This window comes from Methylobacter tundripaludum, from assembly GCF_002934365.1.
In the GTDB taxonomy this organism is placed as follows: domain Bacteria; phylum Pseudomonadota; class Gammaproteobacteria; order Methylococcales; family Methylomonadaceae; genus Methylobacter_A; species Methylobacter_A tundripaludum_A.
Genome location: NZ_PTIY01000003.1, coordinates 215,595 through 242,340, shown reverse-complemented (window position 1 = coordinate 242,340; position 26,746 = coordinate 215,595). Strand labels below are relative to the sequence as shown.

The 26,746-nt window shown below is 51.7% G+C and carries 22 protein-coding genes and 1 CRISPR repeat array; of the genes, 16 read left to right on the top strand and 6 right to left on the bottom strand.

The features are described 5' to 3' along the window. Position 1: 1 nt before the first annotated feature. From csb2 to B0F88_RS05355, 3 genes are read left to right on the top strand one after another with little or no spacing between them, the layout of a single operon-like run. Positions 2-1,447 (top strand): type I-G CRISPR-associated protein Csb2, encoded by a 1,446-nt coding sequence (gene csb2 / locus B0F88_RS05365; protein ID WP_104422908.1) that lies wholly within the window; start codon positions 2-4, stop codon positions 1,445-1,447. After that, the gene (cas3g, locus tag B0F88_RS05360; RefSeq protein WP_104422907.1) at positions 1,434-4,346 is read left to right on the top strand and encodes a type I-G CRISPR-associated helicase/endonuclease Cas3g; all 2,913 of its coding nucleotides are present in this window, start codon (positions 1,434-1,436) and stop codon (positions 4,344-4,346) included. The genes csb2 and cas3g overlap by 14 nt, the downstream gene beginning before the upstream one ends. Continuing rightward, entirely contained in the window at positions 4,330-5,247 is a 918-nt protein-coding gene (locus B0F88_RS05355; RefSeq protein ID WP_104422906.1) for a type I-G CRISPR-associated protein, Cas3-extension family, read from the top strand. Before cas3g ends, B0F88_RS05355 begins: the two co-directional genes overlap by 17 nt. A gap of 87 nt (positions 5,248-5,334) precedes the next feature. Here B0F88_RS05355 and B0F88_RS05350 read toward each other — a convergent pair whose 3' ends face one another. Together B0F88_RS05350 and B0F88_RS05345 are read right to left on the bottom strand one after the other, a co-directional pair. Next, on the bottom strand, positions 5,335-5,676 hold the full coding sequence (locus B0F88_RS05350; RefSeq protein WP_181049838.1) for a type II toxin-antitoxin system PemK/MazF family toxin: 342 nt from the start codon (positions 5,674-5,676) through the stop codon (positions 5,335-5,337). Continuing rightward, positions 5,676-5,978 carry a ribbon-helix-helix protein, CopG family gene (locus B0F88_RS05345; protein ID WP_104422904.1) on the bottom strand — a complete coding sequence of 101 codons (303 nt, stop codon included), beginning with the start codon at positions 5,976-5,978 and terminating at the stop codon, positions 5,676-5,678. Before B0F88_RS05345 ends, B0F88_RS05350 begins: the two co-directional genes overlap by 1 nt. Positions 5,979-6,375: 397 nt before the next feature. Between B0F88_RS05345 and B0F88_RS05340 the strand changes: the two genes are divergently transcribed. From B0F88_RS05340 to B0F88_RS19515, 13 genes are all read left to right on the top strand, one after another. Continuing rightward, positions 6,376-8,094 carry a CRISPR-associated endonuclease Cas4/Cas1 gene (locus B0F88_RS05340; RefSeq protein ID WP_104422903.1) on the top strand — a complete coding sequence of 573 codons (1,719 nt, stop codon included), beginning with the start codon at positions 6,376-6,378 and terminating at the stop codon, positions 8,092-8,094. Between the two features lie 94 nt (positions 8,095-8,188). After that, positions 8,189-8,485 (top strand): CRISPR-associated endonuclease Cas2, encoded by a 297-nt coding sequence (gene cas2, locus B0F88_RS05335; RefSeq protein WP_104422902.1) that lies wholly within the window; start codon positions 8,189-8,191, stop codon positions 8,483-8,485. 209 nt (positions 8,486-8,694) lie between these two features. Beyond that, positions 8,695-10,459: a CRISPR direct-repeat array (repeat unit 36 nt; unit sequence GCATTCTCCGGCATATAGCCGGAGCCTCATTGAAGC). Between the two features lie 298 nt (positions 10,460-10,757). Continuing rightward, positions 10,758-11,837 carry a class II fructose-bisphosphate aldolase gene (gene fbaA, locus B0F88_RS05330; RefSeq protein ID WP_104422901.1) on the top strand — a complete coding sequence of 360 codons (1,080 nt, stop codon included), beginning with the start codon at positions 10,758-10,760 and terminating at the stop codon, positions 11,835-11,837. Between the two features lie 225 nt (positions 11,838-12,062). Then, positions 12,063-12,770: a bifunctional 2-polyprenyl-6-hydroxyphenol methylase/3-demethylubiquinol 3-O-methyltransferase UbiG gene (ubiG, locus tag B0F88_RS05325; RefSeq protein ID WP_104423007.1), complete on the top strand. Its 708-nt coding sequence runs from the start codon at positions 12,063-12,065 to the stop codon at positions 12,768-12,770. Positions 12,771-12,773: 3 nt separating this feature from the next. Beyond that, positions 12,774-13,451: an HAD family hydrolase gene (locus B0F88_RS05320; RefSeq protein ID WP_104422900.1), complete on the top strand. Its 678-nt coding sequence runs from the start codon at positions 12,774-12,776 to the stop codon at positions 13,449-13,451. After that, a complete protein-coding gene (locus B0F88_RS05315; protein ID WP_104422899.1) occupies positions 13,442-14,170 on the top strand; it encodes an SDR family NAD(P)-dependent oxidoreductase in 729 nt (242 codons plus the stop codon). The genes B0F88_RS05320 and B0F88_RS05315 overlap by 10 nt, the downstream gene beginning before the upstream one ends. A 10-nt stretch (positions 14,171-14,180) precedes the next feature. After that, on the top strand, positions 14,181-14,729 hold the full coding sequence (sufT, locus tag B0F88_RS05310; RefSeq protein ID WP_104422898.1) for a putative Fe-S cluster assembly protein SufT: 549 nt from the start codon (positions 14,181-14,183) through the stop codon (positions 14,727-14,729). An 858-nt stretch (positions 14,730-15,587) separates the two neighbouring features. Further along, positions 15,588-16,241 (top strand): flagellar brake protein, encoded by a 654-nt coding sequence (locus B0F88_RS05300; protein WP_104422896.1) that lies wholly within the window; start codon positions 15,588-15,590, stop codon positions 16,239-16,241. Positions 16,242-17,010: 769 nt separating this feature from the next. Then, positions 17,011-18,153, top strand: coding sequence for an efflux RND transporter periplasmic adaptor subunit (locus tag B0F88_RS05290; RefSeq protein ID WP_104422894.1), 1,143 nt, complete (start codon positions 17,011-17,013; stop codon positions 18,151-18,153). A gap of 9 nt (positions 18,154-18,162) precedes the next feature. Then, a complete protein-coding gene (locus B0F88_RS05285; RefSeq protein WP_104422893.1) occupies positions 18,163-21,273 on the top strand; it encodes an efflux RND transporter permease subunit in 3,111 nt (1,036 codons plus the stop codon). After that, positions 21,270-22,601 carry a TolC family protein gene (locus tag B0F88_RS05280; RefSeq protein ID WP_258076563.1) on the top strand — a complete coding sequence of 444 codons (1,332 nt, stop codon included), beginning with the start codon at positions 21,270-21,272 and terminating at the stop codon, positions 22,599-22,601. The genes B0F88_RS05285 and B0F88_RS05280 overlap by 4 nt, the downstream gene beginning before the upstream one ends. 182 nt (positions 22,602-22,783) lie before the next feature. After that, positions 22,784-23,653: a class I SAM-dependent methyltransferase gene (locus B0F88_RS05275; protein WP_104422891.1), complete on the top strand. Its 870-nt coding sequence runs from the start codon at positions 22,784-22,786 to the stop codon at positions 23,651-23,653. Positions 23,654-23,994: 341 nt separating this feature from the next. Beyond that, complete coding sequence (locus B0F88_RS19515; RefSeq protein WP_219820786.1) at positions 23,995-24,207, top strand: PIN domain-containing protein; 213 nt, start codon at positions 23,995-23,997, stop codon at positions 24,205-24,207. A gap of 112 nt (positions 24,208-24,319) precedes the next feature. Here B0F88_RS19515 and B0F88_RS05260 read toward each other — a convergent pair whose 3' ends face one another. From B0F88_RS05260 to lipB, 4 genes are all read right to left on the bottom strand, one after another. Beyond that, positions 24,320-24,568 carry a type II toxin-antitoxin system RelE family toxin gene (locus B0F88_RS05260; RefSeq protein WP_104422889.1) on the bottom strand — a complete coding sequence of 83 codons (249 nt, stop codon included), beginning with the start codon at positions 24,566-24,568 and terminating at the stop codon, positions 24,320-24,322. After that, on the bottom strand, positions 24,552-24,764 hold the full coding sequence (locus B0F88_RS05255) for a CopG family transcriptional regulator (RefSeq protein WP_104422888.1): 213 nt from the start codon (positions 24,762-24,764) through the stop codon (positions 24,552-24,554). The genes B0F88_RS05260 and B0F88_RS05255 overlap by 17 nt, the downstream gene beginning before the upstream one ends. 146 nt (positions 24,765-24,910) lie before the next feature. Continuing rightward, positions 24,911-25,879 (bottom strand): lipoyl synthase, encoded by a 969-nt coding sequence (gene lipA, locus B0F88_RS05250; protein WP_104422887.1) that lies wholly within the window; start codon positions 25,877-25,879, stop codon positions 24,911-24,913. Between the two features lie 26 nt (positions 25,880-25,905). After that, positions 25,906-26,583, bottom strand: coding sequence for a lipoyl(octanoyl) transferase LipB (gene lipB, locus B0F88_RS05245; RefSeq protein WP_104422886.1), 678 nt, complete (start codon positions 26,581-26,583; stop codon positions 25,906-25,908). Between the last annotated feature and the right edge of the window lie 163 nt (positions 26,584-26,746).

Here is a 26,746-nt window from a genome sequence, read left to right as displayed (position 1 = left end):
CATGCTGGCCTTGGAAGTGGAATATCTGATGGGGAGAGTCATTGCTTCCTGTCATGATGACAGAAAAATGGTGGAATGGCCGCCTCATCCAGCCAGATTGTTTGCGGCGTTGGTGGCGGCTTTTAAAGAATGCGCTCTTGGCGATACCGTGCGAGATGCGTTGGAATGGCTGGAAGCCCTGCCCGAACCCGGTATATACGCAAATCCGCCGGAACACGGCGGCTGGGTGCGGGATGTTTGCGACGTTTTTGTACCGGTGAATGACCCCAAGAAAAAAACCAAAAGCGTATTGCCAGACAAGCGTTTGCGCCAACAGCGCTGGTTTCCTGCTTATACTCCCAACGATAAAACCGTCTATTTCATCTGGAACGATGCTGCGCTAGACGAGCAAAAAGCCACGGCGTTGCAAGAAGTAGCCGAAAACGTTACCTATTTAGGCCATTCCATGTCGCCGGTTCGGGTATCGGTGCGTAAGGATTTACCTGAAAACCACGCGCCGACCTTAACGCCCCATCCTCAAGGCACCCTGTTATTAAGAACCACCGGTCAAGGCCGATTGGACTATCTGGAAACTTTGCATTTGCAACGTAGCGAAAACGCCAGCCTGCAACCCCGGCTCGGGCGAGTCAGCGAATATCGAATAGAAGGAACAAATACTACCCCGTCCCCGCGCAGCCTTTTCCAGCGCATTTATATCCTTCGTAAGGAACAGGGATGTCTATTGCCTTTGGAATCGGCTTACAGCTTGTGTTCTTTGGTGCGCAAAGCATTGCTGGAACGTTGTGCCGATCCGTTGCCGGAAAGTATTAGCGGACATTTGACCAACGGGGAACCCAGCAATCAACCGCATATGGCGGTTATGCCATTGGCTAACGTCGGTCATCGTCATGCGGACGGCCATATCATGGGTTTTGCCGTGTTGTTCCCGGAATATGCCGATACTCACGAACGCAAGCAACTGGAACAGGGCTTGCAAAAATTGCAGCGCATTACGCTAGGATTTTTGGGCGAATGGCAGGTCGGTTTATTGGATGCCGAGTCTCTGGAAACGGCAGCAAAAACATTGCAACCTGAAACCTACACAACAGCACACGAGCATTGGGCAACGGTTACACCTGTGGTGTTCGGGCATTATCCTAAAAACAAGCCCGGCAAGGATGCTTTGGCGATTATCGGCCAAGCCTGCCGGGATATTGGTCTGCCGCAGCCGGCTGCTGTGAATATTGTACCCGGCAGTTGTTTCAATGGCGTACCGCAAGCCAAAGACTTCAAGCGTAGCACCGATTTTCAACGGGTCGGCCACCTGAAAGAAAAAATGCTTGCTCACATTACCTTGAGTTTCGATCAAGCCGTGCAAGGCCCACTTCTTATTGGCGCAGGACGATTCCTCGGTTTGGGTATTTGCCGGCCCGTCATACGAAAGGAGAAAAACCATGCAGGCAAATGATTTCGATGCTTTCTTTCAGGCCTTGCATGACCGTTCGCCGTTTCCTTGGCAATCGCGTCTGGCTAAGCAACTTTGCGAACAAGGCCGCTGGCCTGATGCGTTGAACTTACCTACCTCGTCCGGAAAAACAGCAGCGCTGGATGTTGCTTTGTTCCATTTGATCTATGAAGCGACCAAACCTAGCGACCAGCGCTTCGCGCCGCGCCGGATTTATTTTGTGGTGGACAGGCGTTTGATAGTCGATGAGGCCTACGAGCGCTCCGAGCAAGTCGCAAAACACTTGAAAGACAATATGGGCAAGGACGGTATTTTGGGCGTAGCCGCTTCGCGTTTGCTTGAATTGGCAGGTACACAGCAGGCAGAAGATAAAGACAAAGAGCCTTTGCAGGTCATCAGGTTGCGCGGCGGCATGCCGCTTGAACGAACGTTCATAAGTAATCCGTTGCAACCCGCGATTATTCTTACCACGGTTGATCAATTGGGTTCGCGGCTGTTATTCAGAGGCTATGGCGTAAGCGCTAATATGCGGCCCATCCATGCGGCGCTGACGGCTATGGATAGTTTGATTCTGCTGGATGAGGCCCATTTATCCCAGCCGTTTTTGGAAACCTTGGCCGCCATTGATCGTTACCGGGCGGAGCAATGGTGCGAAAAACCAATTAAGCTGCCCAATGCCGTCGTGCAAATGACCGCCACGCCGAACGAACAGCAGCATACTTTTAGTTTACAAGAAGACGATTATCAGCACTCGTTATTGAATCAAAGGCTGGTTTGCTCTAAGCCTGCTGAGCTAGTGGAAATCAAGGCAACGGAAGATACCAATATTTTAGCCAACACGTTGGCAAAAAAGGCGCTGGATACGCTGGAAATTTTTAACAATTTGCCGTCAACCGGTGAATATCCTGTGATTGGCATCGTTGTCAATCGGGTGGCGACCGCCCGCAGCATATTCGAGTTATTGCGCAAAAAAACCGACACGATTTTGCTGACCGGCAGAATCCGGGCGACGGATCGCGATAATTTGTTGGTGCACCATTTACCGCGTATGAAGTCAGGCCGCAAGCCTCAAGATAATAGCGAACCGTTGTTTGTCGTTGCCACCCAAACCATTGAAGTCGGCGCAGATCTGGATTTCGATGCCTTGCTCACCGAAGCCGCTTCATTGGATGCCTTACGGCAACGTTTTGGCCGCCTTAACCGTTTGGGTCAAAGGCCGCATTGCCGGGCGGCAGTGTTCTACGCTAAAGCAAACAAAGACGATCCCATTTATGGCGAAGCACTACCGAAAACTTGGAAGTGGCTTAATGAGAACAGTACCAAAATTAAAGGTGAAAAAAACAAACAACTCGATTTTGGCATACAAGCCCTCAACACGTTGTTGGCGTCGGTTGATTTAAAGCCTTTTAATATGCAGCAAGCTCATGCGCCGGTATTGCTGCCTGCGCATCTTGATGCTTTGGTTCAGACTTCGCCCTGCCCATCGTTATCGCCCGATTCGGCCTTACTGCTGCATGGCCCAAACAGCCAAGAGGAAGATGTGCAACTGGTTTGGCGAGCCGACTTGCCGGAAGAAATCAGCCGGGATAACCTTTCGGCGCTAAATGCCACGCTACAAGCCATGGCGCCTGCCGCGCACGAAACCTTATCGATTCCCTTATATGCGCTGAAAGCATTTTTGCGTCATGAAGTGGATGCCGATGTCATCGATCTCGAGGGTAGTGCGGATAAGGAAGAGCGGGGGCGGGAAAACCAAAAAGGGAAGCCTGTTTATATCTGGAAAGGCAAAGACGGCGGCGCGGTTGCCGATGCCGGCGGCATCAAGCCCGGCAATATTGTGGTCTTGCCGACGAGTTACAACGGCACGGATGACTTCGGTTGGTTTCCGGCCTGCACGACTGCGGTAACAGATGTCGCCGAAGACCGATGCCAGGAACGGCGCGGCAAACATTATCTGCGGCTGCATCCTAATCTGGTAGAGGATTGGTTCGACAGTGAACAGCCGGATTTAATCGCCGAAATACAAAAGCGGATAAAGCAATGGCAGAGTCGTCTCGAAGAAGGCGAAGCGCCGTCATGCTTATACGATGAAGTTTTACAGCTTGCGCTGAACAACGAAATGCTACGCCTGACTGTTCGGGAAGCGATGACCGCATTATTGACCGGCAAGCGTAGCGAAACGCCTTACCCATCACTCGATGCGATCCGGGGCGTGGTATTAACCGAAAAGAAAAACGTAGCGCAAACCCTGGTGGATGACGACGATTCCACATCCATGAGCCGGGAAATATCGCTGGAAAGCCATTGTCGGGGAGTGGCAAAAACGGCGCGTTATTTTGCCGACGGCATCGGCCTTACGCCCACGCTGTCAACAATCATTGAACAAGCGGCATTGTTTCATGACTTGGGTAAAGCCGACCCTCGTTTTCAAGCGCTATTGCAGGGCGGCAGTTGCAAACACGAACGTCTTTTAGCCAAAAGCGCGATGAACGCTACTGACCGGCGCGCCCGGCAAACTGCGCAGAAGCAGGCAGAATATCCTCAAGGCCAACGCCACGAATGTTACAGCGTCGCTTTATTACGCCAATATCCGCAATTGCTTGCCGAGTTACATGACCCGGAATTGGCGCAATATTTGGCAGGAAGCCATCACGGACGGGGTCGGCCTTATATGCCTGCTGTCGAAGATGATGGAACCGAAATAAATTTCGTATTCAACGGCCAAAACTTTCAGTTGATCGGCGGGCATGGTCTGGAAAAACTTGATTCCGGCTGGATAGAACTGTTCTGGCGAATGGTCAGGCGTTACGGTTATTGGGGCTTGGCTTTTCTGGAAACCATTGTGCGCTTGGCCGATCAGCAACGTTCGGAATGGGAGAGTAAAAATGAGCGGAACGACTGAAATAGAACTGACCGGGCTTACCGGCAGCAGTCCAATCGGTGCATTGGCAGCCTTTGGTTTATTGCGCTTGTGCGCGGAAATCGAGGCTTTAGCCCTGGCCAAATTGGCTTGGCGGCGGCGTGACGATTGGTTTGCGGTGTTGACTGTGCCTGAAGATATAAACAAGGAAACATTGGTTGCTTTGCTGGGTGAACATCTTGGTAAACAGTCTACGGATGTTTTTGCCTGGAGCGGGGATGTGCGTATTGCTAGGGAACAGTACCAAGAAACATTACAAAAGAGTGTCGATGATGCAAGCGTTGGAGACAGACGTTTTTGCGACTATTTGGCCGCTTTCGCATCTGAAATGGCGGTAGATAACGCCAAAGGTTTAGTTAAACCCACGGCGTTTTATATGACATCCGGGCAGCAAAAGTTTTTGACTAGCGCCTTGGAGTTGGTCGAAACCTATCGCAAGGATCAGACTGAAAAGCTCAATGAAGCCTTGTTCGGGCCTTGGCTTTATCGCGATAAACAACATGCATTAGGCTGGGATCCAGCAGCAGAAAGGATGTATGCGTTGCGCCACAAAAAACCTGGAGACGAGACGCCGACAAGCGTCAGTGCCGCCATTCGTCTGGCGCTGGAAGCTCTCCCGTTATTTCCGGTATTTCCCGACAAAAACGGCCGTCTGAGCACCAGCGGATTCGTCCGCATCAAACGCGAAAACGTTTTCCAATGGCCGCTATGGCAAGTTCCAATCAGTCTGGATGTTTTAAAAACGCTGTTGACCTCGGAATTGAGTGACGATACAAACCTGTGTCAGCGCGGCGTTAATGCGTTATACAAATCAATACGTTCGGAATTTGGGCAAGGTTATGGGATTTTCCGGCCTGCTCAGCTCGTTTGGCAGAAGCATTAAGGCATGGGGAATAAACTGGTCTGTAATTCAAATGCATCAAGCTACCGATACATTACCATCGGGCGACAGCTATCGGCTCAATTGCCTTCACAACATCCCCATCACCCCCAGCAAACTCTTCTCCACCGCCGCCATTTCCTCGGCGGTCAGGGTTGCCAGCGGGCCTTCGCCGAAGCGGTTTCGATCCAGTGCTCGGGGTTGGTCGGTGACGATTTGGCAGGGTTTCAGCAGACGGCCTCGGGCATTAATGGTCACTCGCCAACGCTTAAATGCGGGATATATCTGAGTGGACAGCGGCAAAATCACCAGCATCGGCGTAATGTCTTCGCCCAACTCGTCGGACTGGATGATCAAAACCGGGCGGATTTTTCCGATTTCTCGGCCTCGCGATGGATTAAGGTTGCCGACCCAGATTTCGCCGCGTTTCATCACCGCCACCACTTTTCATCAGGGTCGATACCGGCGGCGCGTTCGCCGGCAATGATGGCATCCAGGCCGTCGTCAACCAAGTCCTCGGCTATTTCCAGTGCTTCGCGGCGAATTTCCGGGTTGGAGTAGGCTGTGCGCATTTCTGCAACCAGCTCCGCCATAAACCGCTCTTTCTCGCGGCGGGCCAGGTATTCCGTGATCGCCAGCCGGGCAATTTCGGATTGGGTTTTGCCTTCCAGTCGGGCTTCGGCTTTGAGATTGGCTTCAATGTCATTGGGTAGGCGCAGGCTGATTGCGGACATTTTAATCTCCTAATGTTTATGACTATTCAGTGCAAAGCGCAACATTCCTCGCCAGCGGGGGAGGGTAGGGCAATGCCGTTAAGTTAAGACTTGTTCCGTTCGCCCTGAGCGTGTCGAAGGGTGAGCGGAACAAGTCGTTAAGCCGCTCATGGTTCGACACGCTCACCACGAACGGCTTAACTTAACGCCATTGGAGGGTAGGGTGAGGGGGAATAAAAAGAAACGAACTGATTATATCTCCTCACCCCGGCCCTCTCGGCAACTGCTCCTGCGTTGCTCTACTGCCTACATCCATGTAGGCATCCATCAGGAGAGGGAGTAAGTTTCCAGCGATTGGCCTGATTTCCGATTCGCTGCATGGTTAGTAATGTTTCAATAAGACGGATTGTATTACAAAATGACTGACAATCAACCCTACATTCAACTCGAACTGCCGATGCCGTTCCCGGAACTCAGCGGCGATATGCCGTTACTGCCGGCGCGGATGATCAACGAATACCAATATTGCCCGCGTCTGGCCTATCTGGAATGGGTGCAGGGCGAATGGGAGGCGTCGGCGGATACCGTGGAAGGCGACCACGCCCATCGCCGCGTCGACCGGCCGGCTAAGGATTTTCCGGTCGCCGACGAACTTGAGCAGGAAAAACTTCACGGCCGCTCCATTACCTTGTCGTCCAACCGCTTGGGGCTGATCGCCAAACTGGATTTGATCGAAGCGGAGGAGGGCGAAGTCACGCCGGTCGATTACAAACGCGGCAAGCGGCCGCATGTGGCGCGCGGCGCTTACGATCCCGAACGCGTGCAATTATGCGTGCAGGGCCTGGTGTTACAAGAGCACGGCTATGTTTGCGAAGAGGGCGTGTTGTATTTTGTGCAAAGCCGCGAGCGGGTGCGGGTGGCGTTCGATGACGAACTGCGCCAACTGACCTTTAACGCCATCAACGGTTTGCGTTTGATTGCGACCGGCGGCCATATCCCGCCGCCGTTGCAGGACAGCCCGAAATGCCCCGCCTGTTCGCTGGTCGGCATTTGTCTGCCGGACGAGGTCAATTATCTGCATAATGCCGCCATCGAACCCAGGCCGCTGGCGGTGATGCGCGACGAGGCCATGCCGGTCTACGTGCAGGCCTATAAAGCCAAAGTCGCCAAAAAAGCCGAGGAGCTGGAAATCAGTATCGACGACGAAAAAGTGCAGACCGTGCGCTTGCTGGATACCTCGCAAGTCGTGGTTATGGGCAACGTTTACATCACCACGCCGTGTTTGCAGGACTTGATGAAACGCGACATTCCGGTCAGTTGGCACAGCTTCGGCGGCTGGTTTTTCGGCCACACCGTCGGCACCGGCCATAAAAACGTCGAACTGCGCACCGCCCAGTACCGCGCCAGTTTCGACGACAAATTCTGTCTGGCGGTTGCCCGCAACCTGGTGCGCGCCAAAATCCAGAATTGCCGGACGCTGCTGCGCCGCAACTGGCGGCTGGACGACAAACCGGACGAACTGCTGGATCAGCTGAAAGTCCTGGCCGATAAAACGCAACGGGCGGCGGATTTGCAGCAATTGTTAGGTTTTGAAGGTTCGGCGGCGGCCTTGTATTTCGGCGCTTTCGACCGGCTGATTAAAAAGCCGGACGACAGCCGCCAGATGAGTTTCGACTTTACCACCCGCAACCGCAGGCCGCCGACCGATCCGGTCAATGCCTTGCTGTCGTTTGCGTACTCGCTGCTGGTGCGCACCTGGACGGTCAATTTAACCGCCGTCGGCCTGGACGCCTATCGCGGCTTTTACCACCAGCCGCGTTACGGCCGTCCGGCATTGGCGCTGGATATCATGGAACCGTTCCGGCCGATAATCGCCGATTCGGTGGTGTTGCAAGCCATCAACAACGGCGAAGTGCGGCCCAGCGATTTTATCAGCGCGGCCGGCAGCGTCGCCCTGACCGATGCCGGGCGCAAGCGTTTTATCGCGGCGTTCGAACGGCGCTTGAGCCAGGAAATCACTCATCCGGTGTTCGGGTACAAGGTTAATTACCGGCGCTTGTTCGAGATTCAGGCGCGGCTGTTCGGGCGCTATCTGCTCGGCGAATTGCAGGAGTACCCTAATTTCACCACCCGCTAATTCCAGACAAATCAGTCGAAGCGTGGAAACCGTCCGTGCTAAGCCTGTCGAAGTATGAGCGGTTTCCACACGCCTACCCACGGTTTCCAGACTAATGGCTAATTACGAACATCTTTACATCGTCACTTACGACATTCACGACGCTAAACGCTGGCGGCGGGTGTTTCGGCTGATGAAAGGCTACGGCGACTGGCTGCAACTGTCGGTGTTTCAATGCCGGTTAAGCCGCAAACGCCATGCCGAACTGATCGCCTTGCTGGACGGCATCATTCATCACAGCGAAGATCATATTTTGATCATGAATATCGGTCCTGCGGAAACCGTCAAGCCGTCGGTGGTGAGTTTAGGCAAGTCGTTTGAAGTGCAGGAACGCCAGCCGGTGATCGTCTGATGCGGATTGTCTGCCGCCGGTTGACGAGCGCTGTAGTGGCGCGCAAAATGGCGTCAGCGTTCGCAGACGGATGGCTCTTTAAAAATCAGTATGTTATGAAAAACGGCTATTCGGCAGGCGGTTTTTTGTGTACAGTTGCAAGGCGCTGTAAAGCAGCTCTCGCAAACAGCCCGCGCAGGCCAGGCAAATCAAGGCCTCCAGAGCGGGCTGCATTCTCCGGCATATAGCCGGAGCCTCATTGAAGCTATGCGCGGCTCCCACTTATCCAGCGCCTCAGCGGGCATTCTCCGGCATATAGCCGGAGCCTCATTGAAGCACTGTCACTCGCTAACTTAACAAGCGATAGCACTTGGCATTCTCCGGCATATAGCCGGAGCCTCATTGAAGCCAGTTAAAACATCCATTTGGCTATCACAGAACCAAGGCATTCTCCGGCATATAGCCGGAGCCTCATTGAAGCAACAATCGATGACCTAATTAAGTTCTCTGCTCGTGGGGCATTCTCCGGCATATAGCCGGAGCCTCATTGAAGCAATACGGATCAGCCGTAATGCAGCCGCGCGTGCGGCGCATTCTCCGGCATATAGCCGGAGCCTCATTGAAGCACTTAAAGAGCTTTTCCCCTTTCAAATCTGGCACTTGCATTCTCCGGCATATAGCCGGAGCCTCATTGAAGCCGACATTTAAAAACATTAACTATATCTTTAGTTTTGGCATTCTCCGGCATATAGCCGGAGCCTCATTGAAGCGGCACCGCCTCCGACTTTCATACCGATAGCGTGTAGCATTCTCCGGCATATAGCCGGAGCCTCATTGAAGCGACATTAACGCGTTTATATCCACATGCGCCAGGGAGCATTCTCCGGCATATAGCCGGAGCCTCATTGAAGCAGTCAACCTGGGAAACTTTTGTGAAAATGGCGGTGCTGCATTCTCCGGCATATAGCCGGAGCCTCATTGAAGCAATACGGGTGTGGTTGGCCGGTCGTCTGCTGTGTCGCATTCTCCGGCATATAGCCGGAGCCTCATTGAAGCCCGGGATGAAAAAATCGGCGCCGAACAATCGACCAAGCATTCTCCGGCATATAGCCGGAGCCTCATTGAAGCATCGGAGAATGGATTTTAAAAATTAAAAACGTGTGAGCATTCTCCGGCATATAGCCGGAGCCTCATTGAAGCTCTTGCATGTCCTGGAACAGCTCGGCTTGAGCGACCGCATTCTCCGGCATATAGCCGGAGCCTCATTGAAGCTTTTCTGAAATTCAGGCTGAATTTTTGCGTCAACAATCGCATTCTCCGGCATATAGCCGGAGCCTCATTGAAGCACGTCATCTAGCAAGAAGAACTGCCTATTAAGCAGGGCATTCTCCGGCATATAGCCGGAGCCTCATTGAAGCTTGACCGCCATCATTCGCTTGCTCAGCTCGGCTGCGGCATTCTCCGGCATATAGCCGGAGCCTCATTGAAGCTCCTAAGCATCGCGTTGTGCGTGGATGGGACGGTGCAGCATTCTCCGGCATATAGCCGGAGCCTCATTGAAGCAACTCGTAGCCTAGTGGTATCGGGTCGCCGACCGTGCCGCATTCTCCGGCATATAGCCGGAGCCTCATTGAAGCTTTTGTCGCGCGGAAAACGCAACGCCAAGCGTTCCCGCATTCTCCGGCATATAGCCGGAGCCTCATTGAAGCGCCAAGCGTTTGTAGAGTTCGAGGTAGTCGGTCAGCATTCTCCGGCATATAGCCGGAGCCTCATTGAAGCAAGCTGGCCATGATCCCAATCCCAGGCTAACACGCTCGCATTCTCCGGCATATAGCCGGAGCCTCATTGAAGCCGAGCGACTAAAAGAAACTCGCAAAAACATGGGTTGCATTCTCCGGCATATAGCCGGAGCCTCATTGAAGCTTATTGCTTTGTTGTTGTCCCCGTCATAATCCGTGTGCATTCTCCGGCATATAGCCGGAGCCTCATTGAAGCAGAGCCGGTACGCGCTGCGAAGCACTCATGAGAGGGCATTCTCCGGCATATAGCCGGGCCTCATTGAAGCAAATTTCTTAAGCGCTGCAATAACAGATTCAACTCCTGCATTCTCCGGCATATAACTGGAGCCCCATTGACGCCACGGCCTGGATCACCTGGTTGGCAAGAGTAGCCTATTACATGAACACACTTTATAATACGCGGCTGGCAGCATTGGGCGGCGGATATTTTCCGCAACCGCAATGGCTCTCGGCTTGATCACCCTCAACGTAACAGATTGAAACAGGAACCCTTAATGTCTCAGAAAATTTCAGATGTAGTAAAACCCGGTGTTGTCACTGGCGATGACGTGCAAAAAATCTTTGCGATATGCAAAGAAAACCACTTTGCATTGCCGGCGGTAAATGTCATTAACACTGATTCGATTAATGCAGCGTTGGAAGCGGCCGCGAAAGTAAAATCGGCTATCGTTGTCCAGTTTTCCAATGGCGGCGCGGCGTTCGTAGCCGGTAAAGGCTTGAAAGCGGAAGGCCAGCAAGCGGCTATCCTGGGTGCTATCTCGGGCGCCAAACACGTACACAACGTGGCTGAAGCTTACGGCGTACCGGTCATTCTGCACACCGACCACGCGGCTAAAAAACTGCTGCCTTGGATTGACGGATTGCTGGATGCCGGCGAAAAACATTTCGCCGAAACCGGCAAGCCTTTATTCAGCTCGCACATGCTGGATTTGTCTGAAGAAAGCCTGCAAGAAAACATCGAGATTTGCGGCCAGTATTTGACTCGCATGTCTAAAATGGGCATGACGCTGGAAATCGAATTAGGCTGCACCGGTGGCGAAGAAGACGGCGTCGACAACAGCGATATGGATCATTCCATGCTGTACACTCAGCCTGAAGATGTGGCTTACGCTTATGAAGAGTTAAGCAAAATCAGCCCGCGTTTTACGATTGCGGCTTCATTCGGTAACGTTCACGGCGTTTATAAGCCAGGCAACGTTAAATTGACGCCTAGCATTTTGGCTAACTCACAAAAACACGTTTCCGAAAAATTCGGCGTTCCTGCAAACACGCTGAACTTTGTATTCCACGGCGGTTCAGGTTCCAGCGCCGAAGAAATCAAGGAATCGATCAGCTACGGCGTAGTTAAGATGAACATCGATACCGATACCCAATGGGCGACTTGGGAAGGCATCATGAACTACTACAAGCAAAACGAAGGTTATTTGCAAGGCCAAATCGGCAACCCGGACGGTGACGACAAGCCCAACAAAAAATACTACGATCCACGCGTTTGGCAACGTGCCGGTGAAGTCGGCATGGTGACTCGTTTGGAACAAGCTTTCCAGGAATTGAACGCGGTTAATTCCCTGTAAGCTGACAAGCTGAAAAAAAGGCCGGTGCAGTTGCCCGGCCTTTTTTTTGCCCGGCAGTCGGCGGCAGGATTGACGCCAAAAATCAAGGGATGAATGATCTGCTGTTATGATGGATAATGACCTTATTATTCAAGCGGTATACAAGACGTCTTGTGACAGAACAACACATGACGAATAACCTAGTAATATAGTAAACTATATCAACCTTAAATTATGGTCGGCACGATGACAGCAACAGATAATGTACACCCGCACGAAATCCATAAGTTTGGCTCGATGGCGGAACGCTGGTGGGATACTCAGGGCGAATTCAAAACCCTGCACGATATTAATCCGCTGCGTATCGAGTTTATCAAGCGTTATGCCGATATTGACGGCAAACGCATCGTCGATGTCGGCTGCGGCGGCGGCATTTTAACCGAAGGTTTGGCTAAACAGGGCGCGGATGCGTTGGGCATCGACTTGAGTGAAGACCTGATTGACATTGCCGATCTGCACGGGCTTGAATCCGGCGTCAGTGCGCATTATCAAAAAATCAGCGCGGAAGATTTGGCCGAACAACAGCCGGAAAGCTTCGATCATGTGACCTGTATGGAAATGCTCGAACATGTGCCCGATCCGGGCTCGATTATCTTCGCCTGCGCCAGAATGGTTAAACCCGGCGGCATGGTGTTTTTCTCGACGCTGAACCGCAAACCCAAGGCTTATTTGCTGGCTATTTTTGCCGCCGAATACGTCCTGCAAATGTTGCCCAAAGGCACGCATGATTTTAAAACCTTTATCAAGCCTTCGGAGCTGTGCCAGACAGCGCGGGCGGCCGGCCTTGAATTGCAGGGCATGGTGGGCATTGAATACAATCCGTTCACCAAGCATTTCAGGCTGGGCAAAGACATAGATGTCAATTACATCGCTGCTTTTAAGCGCCCCGCGTAAGACATGACGGCTGATTTCAAATTATCCTGCGTATTATTCGACCTCGACGGCACCCTGGTCGATACCGCGCCGGACTTGATTTCATGCCTGAACCGGGCGCTAAACGTCCACGGTTTTGATGCCGTGGCGGCTGAAATCATCAAACCGTTTATTTCGTTCGGCGCTGCGGCCATGATTAACGCCGGCCGGCCTGAACTTGACGATATGTTAAAGGCGGATATTCTGGAAACCATGCTCACGCATTACCAGAACAATATTGCCGAACACACGGTTTTTTTCTCCGGCATGGCTGACACACTGGCTGCGATTGAAGCGCAAGGATTGAAATGGGGCGTGGTCACCAACAAGCGCGAACGCTTCACCAACCCGCTGATGGACGCTTTAAAGTTGACCGGGCGCGCCGCCTGCATCGTCAGCGGCGATACCACGGCCAACCCCAAGCCGCACCCGGAACCGATGCTGCTCGCTTGCAAACAGGCGGACGTCGATCCGCAGGAATGCGTCTATATCGGCGACGCGCTGCACGACATTGCCGCCGGGAAAAATGTCCGAATGAAAACACTGGCCGCAGTATACGGCTACATTAAACCCGGCGATAACCCGGAAACCTGGGGCGCGGATGCGTTAATCGAGTCGCCCGAGCAAATATCAACCTGGATAGCATCACTACCATGCCGCTAACAAATCAAGTCATCTTAATTACCGGCGCCGGCGGCGGGCTCGGCAGTACAGCCGCCCTGGCGTTGGCTAAACACGGCGCGCATATTATTTTGCTGGATAAAAACATCGCCAAACTGGAAGCGGTTTACGATGCGATTGTGACCGTCAAGGCGCCCGAACCGATTATTTATCCGTTCGATCTGGCCGGCGCCAATGAAAACGAGTATCAGGAATTGGCCGACAAAATTGATGAAAAATACGGCTCCCTGCAAGGCATTCTGCATTCGGCGGTAGAGTTCAGCGCATTTTCTCCGGTCGCAACGCACAAGACCAAAGACTGGGGGCATACCTTAAACGTCAATTTGAACGCGCCTTTTTTGCTGTGCCGGGTTTTGCTGCCGGTGCTGCAAAAGAGCGAGCATGCATCCATTGTCTTTACGTCGGATTCTTCCGCCAGAAAAGCCCCGGCCTACGCAGGCGCCTACGGCGTTTCCAAAATAGCCTTGGAAGGCTTCGCCAACATACTGGCCGAAGAACATGAAGCATCTGGCAAAATCAGGGTCAATACCCTGATACCGGGACCGATAGACTCCCCGTTAAGAAAACGGGCCTATCCGGCGGAAGATAAAAGCAAGTTGCCGTCCATGAAATCATTGGCTCCGATTTATCTGTATTTATTCGGCTCAGAAAGCATCGGCATAACCGGCCAGGCTATCGACGCCCGAACCTTCTATCTATAACTGAACCATTATGGCTGAAAGAGAAGACGTTGTTTTAACCCGAGATGTCAACATTGTTACTATCCCCGACGGCAACACCGGGACTTTAACCAAGGGCCAGATAGTCACCATCCATCAGGCGCTGGGCGATAACTATACTGTGGTTAGCGAACACGGCCACATGGTGCGGATTGCCGGAGTGGATGCCGATGCGCTGGGCAAGGAGCCTCATCAATTACACACCTTGGTATCCGAGACCGACGCGGCAGCGGTTGAAAGAAACTGCTGGGAAGTGATGAAAACGGTCTATGACCCGGAAATACCGGTCAACATTGTCGATCTTGGCCTGGTCTACCAATGTAAAGTAACGCCGACAGATAACGGGCTGAATGACGTTCATATCATGATGACGCTGACCGCGCCGGGCTGCGGCATGGGGCCGGTTATCCAGGGCGATGTGGAAAAATGCATACGCGCATTGCCCGGCGTCGCCAGTGTTAATGTCGAAGTGGTGCTTGATCCGCCCTGGTCGCGAGACATGATGTCGGAAGTGGCTCAGTTGCAGTTGGGCTTGTATTAATCACTGATGTTACGCATAGCGCCACTGCAAGGCCAGCCTTGCACTCCAGCCGCTGGAAATACGCTGCAATTAACTTAATGGCAGTGACGTAGCGCGTGGGAACGAGAAAAAATAAACCCGCGTAACATCAGTTAATCAATTCGGCGTATAAAGGCATTTGAAACAAAGCCTTCAATAGATTTAGTCAGGCGATATAAATTTAATTCCAATGCTGCCGTGTCGTTTTTGAGTAACGCGGCTATCCCATCAAATCCACTTAAACCTTGATCCCGGCATCCCAACATGTTTTGGATGCTGCTGATCGCGCGGAATTTCGTTTTCTCATTTTAGCCCTTGCAGCTGAATCAATTGAGCCTACAGTTTTGGCAGCGGTTTTTCCCTTCTGTCCGGTTGTCATTATTCCCGATCTTTTTTGTAGGGTAATGACTATATCAATGTCAGCAATTGCCGACACTATCAAAATATTTTATCTGTTTTTTTTCAGGCCGTTTGATCTTTTTACGATTTATTAATTTTAAATATATTAATGATTTTAATGTATTAGGACTTATTGGTAAGGGTTTAGGACATTAGTCACAAAACAATGCATTAGATTATATTAATATAATAAATCAGAATGATTGACTGAAACCGGTACGGGCAATAGAATTTTTTTAAATTCTCGATCGGGTTGCAATCATCTTGACTGCTTATGAATAACCCTTGGCAAACCTGTGTCGGCCGAAGAGTAGCTTTTTTGATCTAGCCAATTGATTTAAAAACATTGGTTTTTCATGCCTTCCACTAAATTTAATTGGAAAATTCAAGTTGGCGAAGGGATTGAGGAATAACGCGTATTATAATTCGGATGAAAACAGGATGACCGCTTTTAAAGATATTAACCTGCAAGTCGGCGCACGCTTACAAATAACGCTGCAACATAGCAGCAAGCAAGCAATTTATTATACCGAGCTCATCGGTTATGTGGATGGGGAGTACCTGATAATAAAGACGCCCATGGAGAACGGGCTTTCCGTTCAAATGCAGGTAGATGATCCGCTTATCCTGCGGATATTATCAGGCGTGGATGTTGTCACGATGGCTTGCAGGGTGAAAACTATCTTTCGGGGGCCGCATTACTATATGCATCTTACTTTTCCCACCGATATTAAATCCATCGCACTACGCGGCGCCATCAGGGCCAAGGTGAATTTGCCGGTACAAGTCAATGGCGTGGACGGTGCAGGAGTTATCACCGATATCAGCGTCACCGGAGCCGGAATAGTGGCCAATCAAGCACTGGGGGAACCTAATCAGGAAGTCTCAATCTCTTTCGAGTTTCCAATAAAGCCCACCAAACAGAATGCGCATATAGACACCGGGGTGACTATTCGCAGCATTCAACAGATGCCAAGCAAGAAAAAAGATGCGCCGCCAAGGTTTGCGCACGGAATTTCCTTTCATGATATAGACCTTACCACCCAGGTGATGCTGTTAAATCTTGTTTATGAATCCATGAACAGGCTTAATTAGCGTTATTCCCCGATAATTTGAGCCGCTAAAGCGATTAACAGGCGGCTATTACTCAGGCAATCTTGTTTTTCTGCTGATAATTTAACGGTGGGAGCGGCTAAAGCCGCCCCCACATAGCCATCTCATTCGACATTATAAATTTGACTGAGCGCCGGGTTTGCCAGTCCTATTTTGTATCGGATCGATTAATATTGTATTGATTCGATACTATGGTTTAGAATCTCCCGCCCGCACTACAGATCATAGTGCGATTTAAGTGAAAAATGTTCAAGCAACGGTGTTGTATTAAGCGGCGCAGTTGATGTTGACGTTTACGGCTTACTCAAAAGTAAAAATTGACGCATACGTCTGCGCGAAACCGGCAAAGCTAACTTTACTGAGTCATATTGCGGTCATACTTGATTGTAAAGGTTCTTTTGAACCGCAACACTTATCGGAATCGGCTGTTTTGCACCATAGGCGAGGTGGTTGTGCACTGAAAAACACGCTCGGAGCGGGTGTGAGGCCATATCGTTTTGTGGCATGTGAATTGCTGTTAATTCCCGTGTTAAGCGAGGATATTGTAATCGGCGTCATGAACGATGTATTTCACGTAAGTGGATTTGCTCGGATAACGATGTTTTAAGTTTTGCCAACGCCAAGACATGGATTGTATAGAGTGAAAAAAATCTACGATAAATTACCCTCTCAAATGCAATTTCATTCAATGAAGAGTAGGCTTTTACAGCTTTATTCTATATTTATCAGTGAATCAATAGCTATAACTGTCATGCATTATTCCTCTTTCGTACTTATTTCCGTTCTTTTGTGTACCGCCTGTTCGGAGTCCGCAACTGAAAACCAAGCCGGTGAACCCTCCTCAGTTGTTAATCAACAATCTGCTTCAAAAGCAGCCGGACATGACATCGGTAAGCCCAAAGCGATTTCGATACCCGAGGCTTCCCGTTCTTACATCACCGTAGCGGAAATCAGGCCGCAAAGCTTTGCCGCGACCGTGCAAGCCCCATCGCGCGTGGAGTTCCGCGCTAAAGCGCTGTCAACCGCGGGCGCGGTTGTTTCAGGCCGCGTCGGCAAAATCAACGTACAGGTGGGCGATACGGTTAAAGCAGGTACGCCATTGGCGGTGTTGGAAAGCTCGGAGGCTGCGCAAATGCGCTCCGATGTGTCACGCACCCGCGCGGAATTGCAGCGCTCGCAAGACAGGGCTAAACGCCAGGAGAATATGCTGAAAAGCGGCGTCGGTCTTGAGATTGAACGTAGCGAAGCCAATTTTCAACTGGAAGAGGACAAAGCGGATTATGAGCGTAGCTTGCAGGCGGCGCGGTTGCTGGGTGAGGGTACAGATCAAACGGTGGTGTTACGCGCACCGATAGAAGGTGTGGTGCTGCGAGTCGACACTTCAATCGGTACGGCAGTTCAGGCGGGAACCGTGCTGTTTGAATTGGGCGAACCCGGCGCACTGTGGATTGTGGCCGATATTTTCGAGAACGATTTGCCGCTGATAGAAAAGGGCGCCAAAGTCGAGCTGCACATTACAACCCTGCCAAAACCGGTCGCCGGACATGTTGCCGCGCTCAGCGCCGCTATGCAGGCGGATCTTAGGCGGGGTGCCGTTTATATTGATCTTGACGATCATAACTTACCGATAAAGCCGGGCATGTATGCCAAATCGATGATAGAGGCGGCGGGACCCAAGCGCATTGTTTTGCCGACGACTGCGGTATTAATCAAGGACAAAAAGCAATTTGTGGTTTATGTCGAAACACAAGACGGCTTATTCGAGCCGCGTAACGTAACGATTGGGCAAGCCCACGATGGTTTTGTCCCCGTACTGGAAGGTCTTGTTGGCGGCGAGCGAGTGGTTGTTTCCGGCGCCTTGCTGCTCGATTCCGAAGCTTCGATGCTGCTGTAGGAGATCTAAATGCTACGTGCGCTCATTGAGACCTGTGTACACAGGCGGCTGGCTGTCATCACGATTACGGTTATCCTCACGATTTTTGGCGTCCATGCTTTTATGGAAACGCCGATTGAGGCGTATCCCGATGTGACCAACACACAGGTCACCGTTATCAGTTTGATGCCCGGCTACGCGCCCGAGGAAGTCGAACGGCAGGTGACCGTTCCTTTAGAGCGTGTGCTGAACGGTACGCCGGACATGATTCAGATGCGCAGCCAAAGCTTGTTTGGCTTGTCATTAATCACCGTCACCTTTGAAGACCATATCGATAGTTTTCATTCGCGCACCGAGATTTCCCAGCGCATTTCCGGCGCGGAATTGCCGCCTGAGGTTACGCCTGTTCTAGCGCCCGACTACACGCCGCTCGGTGAAATTTATAAATTTATTGTCGTCAGCGATCGCCATACCTTGTTCGAGCGGCGCTCCGAACTGGAGTGGAGTATTTCGCGCACCCTGCGCCAGATTCCGGGTGTTGCCGATGTCTTGTCTTTTGGCGGCTACTATAAAGAAATTCATATTGAGATCGATCCCGCCCGAGTCGAATCGCTAGATCTTACGTTAGAAGAAGTTGCAACCGCGATTGAAAAATCCAACCGTAACGTTGGAGCCGGGTTTCTTCGTAACGGCGACCAAGAGATGGTCGTGCGCGGTGTCGGCAATTTAGTTTCGCCCGAGGACATCAAACAAATCGTGTTAAAAAACCGCGAAGGCACGCCGATTACGGTGGGCGATGTTGCGACATTAGTGCAGGCCTACACGCCAAGACGCGGTACGGTGGGGATGGATGACCGGAAAGAAGTCGTCGAAGGGATTGCGCTGCTGCGGCGCGGACAAAACCCTACGCGCGTTCTGGACGCCTTGCATGCCAAGGTAGAGGAATTAAATGCACGCATCCTGCCGGCAGGAATGCGCATTGTCCCGTTCCTGGATCGCTCGGACCTGGTCAGTAAAACGCTGCATACCGTGTTCGACAATCTGCTGCATGGTTTTTTTCTGGTCGTAGGGGTCGTTTGGCTGTTTTTGCGCAGCATTCGTGGGTCGTTGATTGTCGCAACGGTGATTCCGCTGTCGCTGCTGGTTGCTTTCTTGGGACTGTACCAATTAAACATGCCGGCCAATCTGATTTCCATGGGAGCGATTGATTTCGGCATTATCTTGGACGGCGCCGTGGTGCTAATGGAAAACGTCATTCATCAAGCCTCGCATCAAAAGCCACGGACGCGAAAGGAGATGCTGCGTCTGATCGGCAACGCCGCCTTCGATGTGTCCAAGCCCGCTTTTTTCGCGATGTTGATCATTATTGCCGCGTTAATACCGGTGTTTACGCTGGAGCGCGTTGAAGGACGGATTTTCCGCCCGCTGGCGATGACATACAGTTTTGCCTTGGCCGGTGGACTGGCCTTTGCGTTGTTTTTAATTCCGGCCCTTTGCGCGTCATTCATTCAGCCCAAACATGCGCTGATCGCAGAGCCGCGTTTTTTGGAAAAATTGCGCCGGGTTTATGCAAAGTTGCTTGATCATACATTACGCCGCCGGTTCCCTGCACTGATGGCCGCGGGTGTTTTGCTGATTGCCGGTATCGTGGCCGGCGCCAGACTGGGTACCGAATTTTTGCCAGAACTGGATGAAGGCGATATTCATGTGTTTGTCGAAATGCCCTCCAGCGTTTCTCTGGATAAAGGGCAAGAGATTCTGCTGGATGTACGCAAACGGCTGTTGCAATATCCCGAAGTCAAAGGCGTTTTGAGCCAACAGGGCCGCTCCGAAGACGGCACGGACAATGAAGGCGTGAACATGAGCGAAACCTTCGTGCATCTTAAGCCGCGCGATGAATGGCGCGAAGGCCTGCATAAAAACCATCTGGTCGATGCGATGCGCGTGTCGCTGGAGCAAATACCGGGAGTGCGCTTTAACTTTTCACAACCGATTAAAGATAATGTCGAGGAAGCCGTCAGCGGCGTGCGCGGTAAAGTGGTGCTGAAAATTTACGGGCCTGACCTTGAAAAAATGCGGGAAACGCTGGAAGAAATAAAAACAGCATTAGCCAATGTGCCGGGAGTGATTGACCTGGATATTTACCGCGAATCGCAGGTGCCGCAGCTGCGCGTGAACCTGGACCGGTCGGCGCTGGCGCGTAACGGTTTAAATGTCGATACCGTGCAGGATACCGTCGAAATAGCGATGGCTGGACGCGTGGTGTCGCAATTGTGGCAGGGCGAACGGCCTGTGCCCGTTCGCTTGAGATTCCCGGAAAAGGATCGTAACGATCAGGAAAAGATCGGCGATTTAAGTATCGTTACGCCGGCCGAAACCCGCATTCCGTTACGCGATCTCGCCAACATGGAAATTGCACGCGGACGGACGTCTATTGAGCGAGAAGCCAACAGCCGTTACATGGCGATTAAATTCAATGTCGAAGGCCGCGATTTGGGATCGGTTGTTCATGAGGCGATTGCTTTGGTCGATGCCAAAGTGAAGATTCCCGAAGGGCATTTTATCGCCTGGGGCGGCGAGTTTGAAAATCAGCAACGGGCGATGGCGCGCCTAGGCATTGTCGTGCCGATTGCGATACTGATCGTTTTAGGCTTGCTGTACACGGCGCTGCAATCCGGGCGTAGCGCGGCGGCGATTCTGATTGCAACGCCGTTTGCGATGACCGGCGGGGTATTCGCGCTTTTTCTTACCGGCATCCCTTTATCGGTGAGCGCCGCTATCGGCTTTATCGCCTTGTTGGGACAAGTCTGTTTGATGGGGCTGTTGGTATTAAGCGCGACCGAGGAAATGCGCCGCAACAGCGTTGAATTATTTGAAGCCGTGCGCGAAGGCGCAACCCTGAGGTTGCGTGCGGTGCTGATGGCCTCGTTGCTGGCGTTGCTCGGCTTAATGCCGATGGCGTTGTCGACCGGCATCGGCAGCGAGACGCAGCGGCCCTTTGCCGTGGTGATTGTCGGCGGAATGCTGACCACCTTTTTTGTCGCCATGTTTGTATTGCCTGTCATTTACAGCCTGGTGACTTCGAGATATTTATTAACACCCGAACAAGAGGATGAACTCGCAGAGGATGCAAAACTATGAACCATGAGTCTTTGAAAATTAATCGTCGTAGTGCGCTGGCAATAGCAGGATTAATGACCTGGCTGATGATGCGGCAGAATGCTTTTGCCGCCGAACCCGAGCAGGCAAACGCTCTGCCTAAGGCCGTCACCATTCAACAGCTGTTGCAAATTGTCCGGGAAAAAAGTCCAAGGTATGCAGTAGCGCGCAGCCAAATTGAAGCGGCTGAAGCGGAGGTCGTCGCGGCCAGTGTGTTGCCTAATCCGAAAGTAAGCTACGGCCGCTACGACCAAGCCGGAGGGCGGGTGGGAACGCAGTTCGACGGCATGTCGCAGCAAAATGTTACGGTGGAGTTGCCGGTACTGTTGGCGGGACAGCGGGGCGCGCGTCAAGAAGCGGCCGAGCGTAAAGTTGATGTCAGCGAAACCGATGTTCAAGTCGAATACAACCAGCTGGTTCGCGATACCTGGGGTTTGTTTGTGCAACTGTTGGCAGGGCAGCAACGGGTCGTCGTGCTGAAAGAAGCGCAACAGGAACTGGAACGCTTAAAAACCATTATCAGCGGCAAAGAAAGCGCCGGCACCGCCAGCCGTTACGATGTGTTGCGCATCACCCAAGAGATGCAAAACTTACAGGCGCGCCTGGAAAATGCGCAAACCGACATAGCCGGCACGGTTGGAAAAATCGGCGTTTTGCTGGGATTTGCCGATTGGCAATTGCAGGCGTCCGGCACCCTGGCGCCGATAGGCGCTCCTGCCGATGCGAATACCCTTTGGCAACAAGTTGAAAATAATAACCCCGCGCTTGAAAGTGCGCGCCGGGAAACCGTTGCCGCCGATGCCGGACTTGAACGCGCCCGGCGTGAACGATTTCCTGTTCCCTCTTTGTTTGCGGGCACCGCGTTTACCGACAATCCTTACGGCAACGCGATTTTTTCAGGAGTTTCAGTAGATTTGCCGCTGTTCGACCGCAATCAAGGCGGCATGGCGAAAGCCGCGGCGGAAAAGAATGCCGCGTTACTGAAGCACGATCTACTGCTGGCGTCAACAAAACAGGAGTTGGAGCGTAGTTTGGATGTGCTGGCGCGCCGCCGCGACACCCTCGTAAAGTTTGAGCATGATGTACTCCAGCCTTTACCGGCATTAAAGCAAATGGCTGAAGACGCTTACCGCTTGGGTAAATCCGGGCTGCTGGAATTGCTGGATTCCTCGCGTTCCCGAATCGAAATCAAGCTGAACCATTTGGATTTATTAACCGGCGAAATTGAAGCGGAACTGGATGCGATGATGGTTTCCGGCCTGCTGGTAGCCACCTTGGAGCAGCCGAAACATATACAGCAGCAAGATTAATAATATGATGCTAAAAGACAACATAAAGTTCAAAATATGTAGGCTACCAATGTAAGCGCTAAGCCGTCCGTAGTGAGCTTGTCGAACCATGAACGGCTTAACCGTCTTAAATTTATAGTCAATATCCGCAACAAAAACGCTTAAAAATAAATCCCGTTACCGATTATGCAGGAGGAAGAATAATGCAAGGAGCACAAACCGAAAAAGTCCCGCGCGAATACGGTCTGCCTTGGCCCGATTATGAGCTGCTTGATGCGGGCGACGGCAAAAAGCTGGAGCGGTGGGGAGCGGTCATTACCATCCGCCCGGAAATCCAGGCCGATTTCAAACCGGGCTGGCCCTACGACCAATGGCTGGAAATGGCGCATTGGGAATTTGAAGAACAATCCACATTGCAGGGCAGCTGGAAAAGCATCAAAGCGCATGCTCCTGAGCAATGGCTTATTTCCTACGGAAACCTGAACTTCGGCTTGAAGCTGACTAAATTCAAGCATATAGGCCTGTTTCCCGAGCAGCAGGCAAACTGGCGTTTTATTAAAGAACGGGTTAGAGCCGGTCAAAAAGTTTTGAACCTATTTGCCTACACCGGCGCGGCATCGCTGGTTGCCCGTGACAACGGAGCGGAAGTCACGCATGTGGATTCGGTCAAACAGCTGATCACTTGGGCTAACGAAAACCAGGAACGCAGCCACCTTTCCGGCATCAAATGGGTGCATGAGGATGCGTTAAAATTCGCTCAGCGCGAATTGAAGCGGGGCAAACAATACGACGGCATCATCATGGACCCGCCCGCCTGGGGCTTAGGCGCAAAAGGCGAAAAATGGAAGCTGGAAAACCACCTGTCCGGCTTGATAGAAACAGCGTATGGATTGATGAATCCGGGTGCGTTTTTAATCCTTAACACCTACTCGCCCAAAATAGAGCGGGCCGATTTGGCGGCGTCCGCCGGGCGGTATTTTTCCGCAAAGCAACTGGAAATAAAACAGCTGTGGCTACCGGCAAAGACCGGCAAGGAGCTGTATTGCGGGAATCTGTTGCGGGCGATTAAGTAATGCGGTTTTTGGGGGGGGCTCGCCAAATGGGCGGGAATGTGGAAGCCTCTGGCATCTGGAGTGCAGGCTTCGCCTGCAAGCACAAGCGAAGCTTGCACTCCTGTTGCAATGAATTGTCTTCAATACTTAACGATGACATGAATGCACAAAAAAGCTCCATTTTATCAGTCAAATTCGTGTGGGCTGCTTTGGGTGCCTGTGTGGTATTTTTTAACTGCTGAATAGTTACAATCAAAACCGGCACAGCCCCTGAATTATTAGCAATAAAATATCAATAAAAACAATATATTGGCATGCTTCTACGATCGGCGGAAAAGCCGGCAAAATTCAAAATAAACAGTATGCTTAGCCTTATAAAAACAATGCCTTATATACAGGCGCTCTGCAAACAGACTTCAGTATCCCTGATGGAGTTCCTGGACGGTTTCGCAGCAGTCCGCACAGCCATTGATGCGAGCTATCTGTGGAGGCCCAATTTAAAGGACGAAGCAGACAATCATTTGGTAGAACTGGCAATTGCCGCTCGTGCCGCCTATATCATCATTATCGAATAGCAGAATGTCGGGCAACGATAAAGTTGTTGTCCGACCATACATTATGGAACTACATCTTGAGTTAAGGGCGGCAATGTCCCGTAGCGATAAAGTTCCGCTCACCGATAAACCACTACGATGCCCGATTTTTCATAACGATCAAAGTGAGTTTACCATGATCAGCTTCAATCACGATGCGCCAATCGCCCAGGCGCTTTTTCCAGAGGCCTGCCATGATTGCTTTGTAGGGAATGAGTAGCTTGAAAGGGTCTGCTTCAGTTTCAAGTTTTTGTAGAAAGGTGTAAATCCGCTTTTGAGTGGGTTTGTCCAGGCTGGTTATTTGTTTAGCAGTGTGGGCGGATATTTCAACTTTCCAGGCCAAGCGCTTTGCCTAATTCATTCAGGGAGACGGTTTCCCCGCCTTGCTTTTTGATTTCTACAACATCCAGACAATCCTCAAGCTCTTCCAGGTAGAGGTCTAGTGCGGTTTGGGTGATGGCGTCGGGTGATTTGCCGGTTCTAGCTGAGAGCTCGACAAGACGTGTTTCAATTCTTTCAGGTAGGTTGACGTTTAGCATGGTTTTCTCCGGGGCTGACAGCTGAATCATACGCCGCTAAAGGGTGACTGTCTAAAGCGAATTAAAAAGAAATGTCCTGGTTGGGCGCGCTACGTCCGACAGTGTCATCTTTTAACAGAGCGACTATTTTTGATTTTTCCTCCGCATCATAAAGAGATAGGCATTACCCCTTTAGCCTGAAGATCAGCATGGTATGAAGACCTAACCATTGGCGCGCTGGCGACTTGTTTAAATCCCAAAGCTTTGGCAAATTCGCCATATTCTGCGAATTGTTCAGGCGTGATGTAGCTTTGCACCGGCAAATGGGCTTTGCTGGGTTGCAGGTATTGGCCTATGGTCAGCATTGAGCAGCCGTGGGCTAATAAGTCTTTCATGACTTGATGCACTTCTTCCGGCTGTTCGCCTACGCCGAGCATCAGGCCGGATTTGGTGGGTACTTGCGGCTGGGCTTGATGGAATTGGTGCAGTAAGTCTAGCGAGCCTTGGTAGTCGGAACCGGGGCGCACTTGTTTGTATAGCCGGGGGACGGTTTCCAGGTTGTGGTTGAATACGTCGCAGGGTTGTTCGGCTAATAGGGCTACGGCTTTTTCGATGCGTCCGCGAAAGTCGGGTACCAGGATTTCTATTTTGGTCGCGGGCGTTTGCAGGCGGATTTTTTCGATGCACTCGGCAAAATGGCCTGCACCACCGTCTCTTAAGTCGTCACGGTCTACCGAGGTGATGACGACGTATTTCAAGGCCATGGCTTGTATCGCATCGGCCAGGTGCTGGGGTTCGTCTTTGTCCAGCGCCAGCGGTTTGCCGTGTGCGACATCGCAAAAAGGGCAGCGGCGGGTGCATAGGTCGCCCATGATCATGAAGGTGGCGGTGCCGTGCTGGAAACATTCGCCCAGATTGGGGCAGGCGGCCTCTTCGCAAACGGTATGCAGGTTGTTTTCGCGCAGCAGCTGCTTGATACGGGTGACTTCGTCGCTGGCCGATATTTTGATGCGTATCCATTCCGGTTTGCGCAACGTGGTTTCGGCAGGCTCCACCTTGATCGGGATTTTCGCCAGTTTTTCGGTGCTGCGCTGGTGGGAGTCGGGTGTGGATCGGGAGGGCGCTTGATAAGTCATTTTGCTAATGCCGTGAGATTTTGTGTTTACAGATCAAAACTCGGTTTTTTAAAACTCCTCTCCCTAACCCTCTCCAACAGGAGAGGGGATAAAGGCGCCGAATTTTGCAGAGCGGTAATTATAGCCTGGGTAACAAGGGTGGCGAGTTCAGCGTTGCTGACGGTTACGCCCAGGTCGGCCAGTTGGGTCACTTCAAGGCCCGAATAGCCGCAGGTGTTGATATGATCGAAAGGATGCAAATCCATCCGGTTGTTGATGCTCAGGCCGTGATAGCTGCAATTTCTTTTGATGCGCAGGCCGATGGAACCGATTTTCTTGTCGTTGACATAAACGCCGGGGGCGTCGGCTCGGGCGACCGCGATAATGCCGTATTGCGCCAAGGCGGAGATCATGGCTTGTTCCAGCGTTGTGACCAGCGAGCGGACGCCGAGATTCAGCCGTTTAATATCGATCAGGGTGTAAATAACCAGCTGGCCGGGGCCGTGATAGGTGACCTGTCCGCCCCGGTCGGAATTGATGACCGGGATGTCGCCGGTATCCAGCAGATGTTCAGGCTTGCCGTTTAGGCCCAGTGTATAAACGGGCGGGTGTTCGGTGATCCAGATTTCATCGGGGGTTTCGGCGTCGCGATTTTGGGTGAACCGCTGCATGTCTTGCCAGACGGATTCATAATCCTGCAAGCTTAAGTTGCGTATCGTTACCATTAAGATGACTTATGTTTGTGCAGAGTTGGTAACTTCTCAAGTAGGAGCTTGTGAAAGCCGTTCACTCATTTTGCCGCTCATTCTAAAATTCCGCTCACCCTTCGACAGGCTCAGGGCGAACGGGATTTTAGAATGAGCAGCTGTTTTTTAACCTTAACTATCA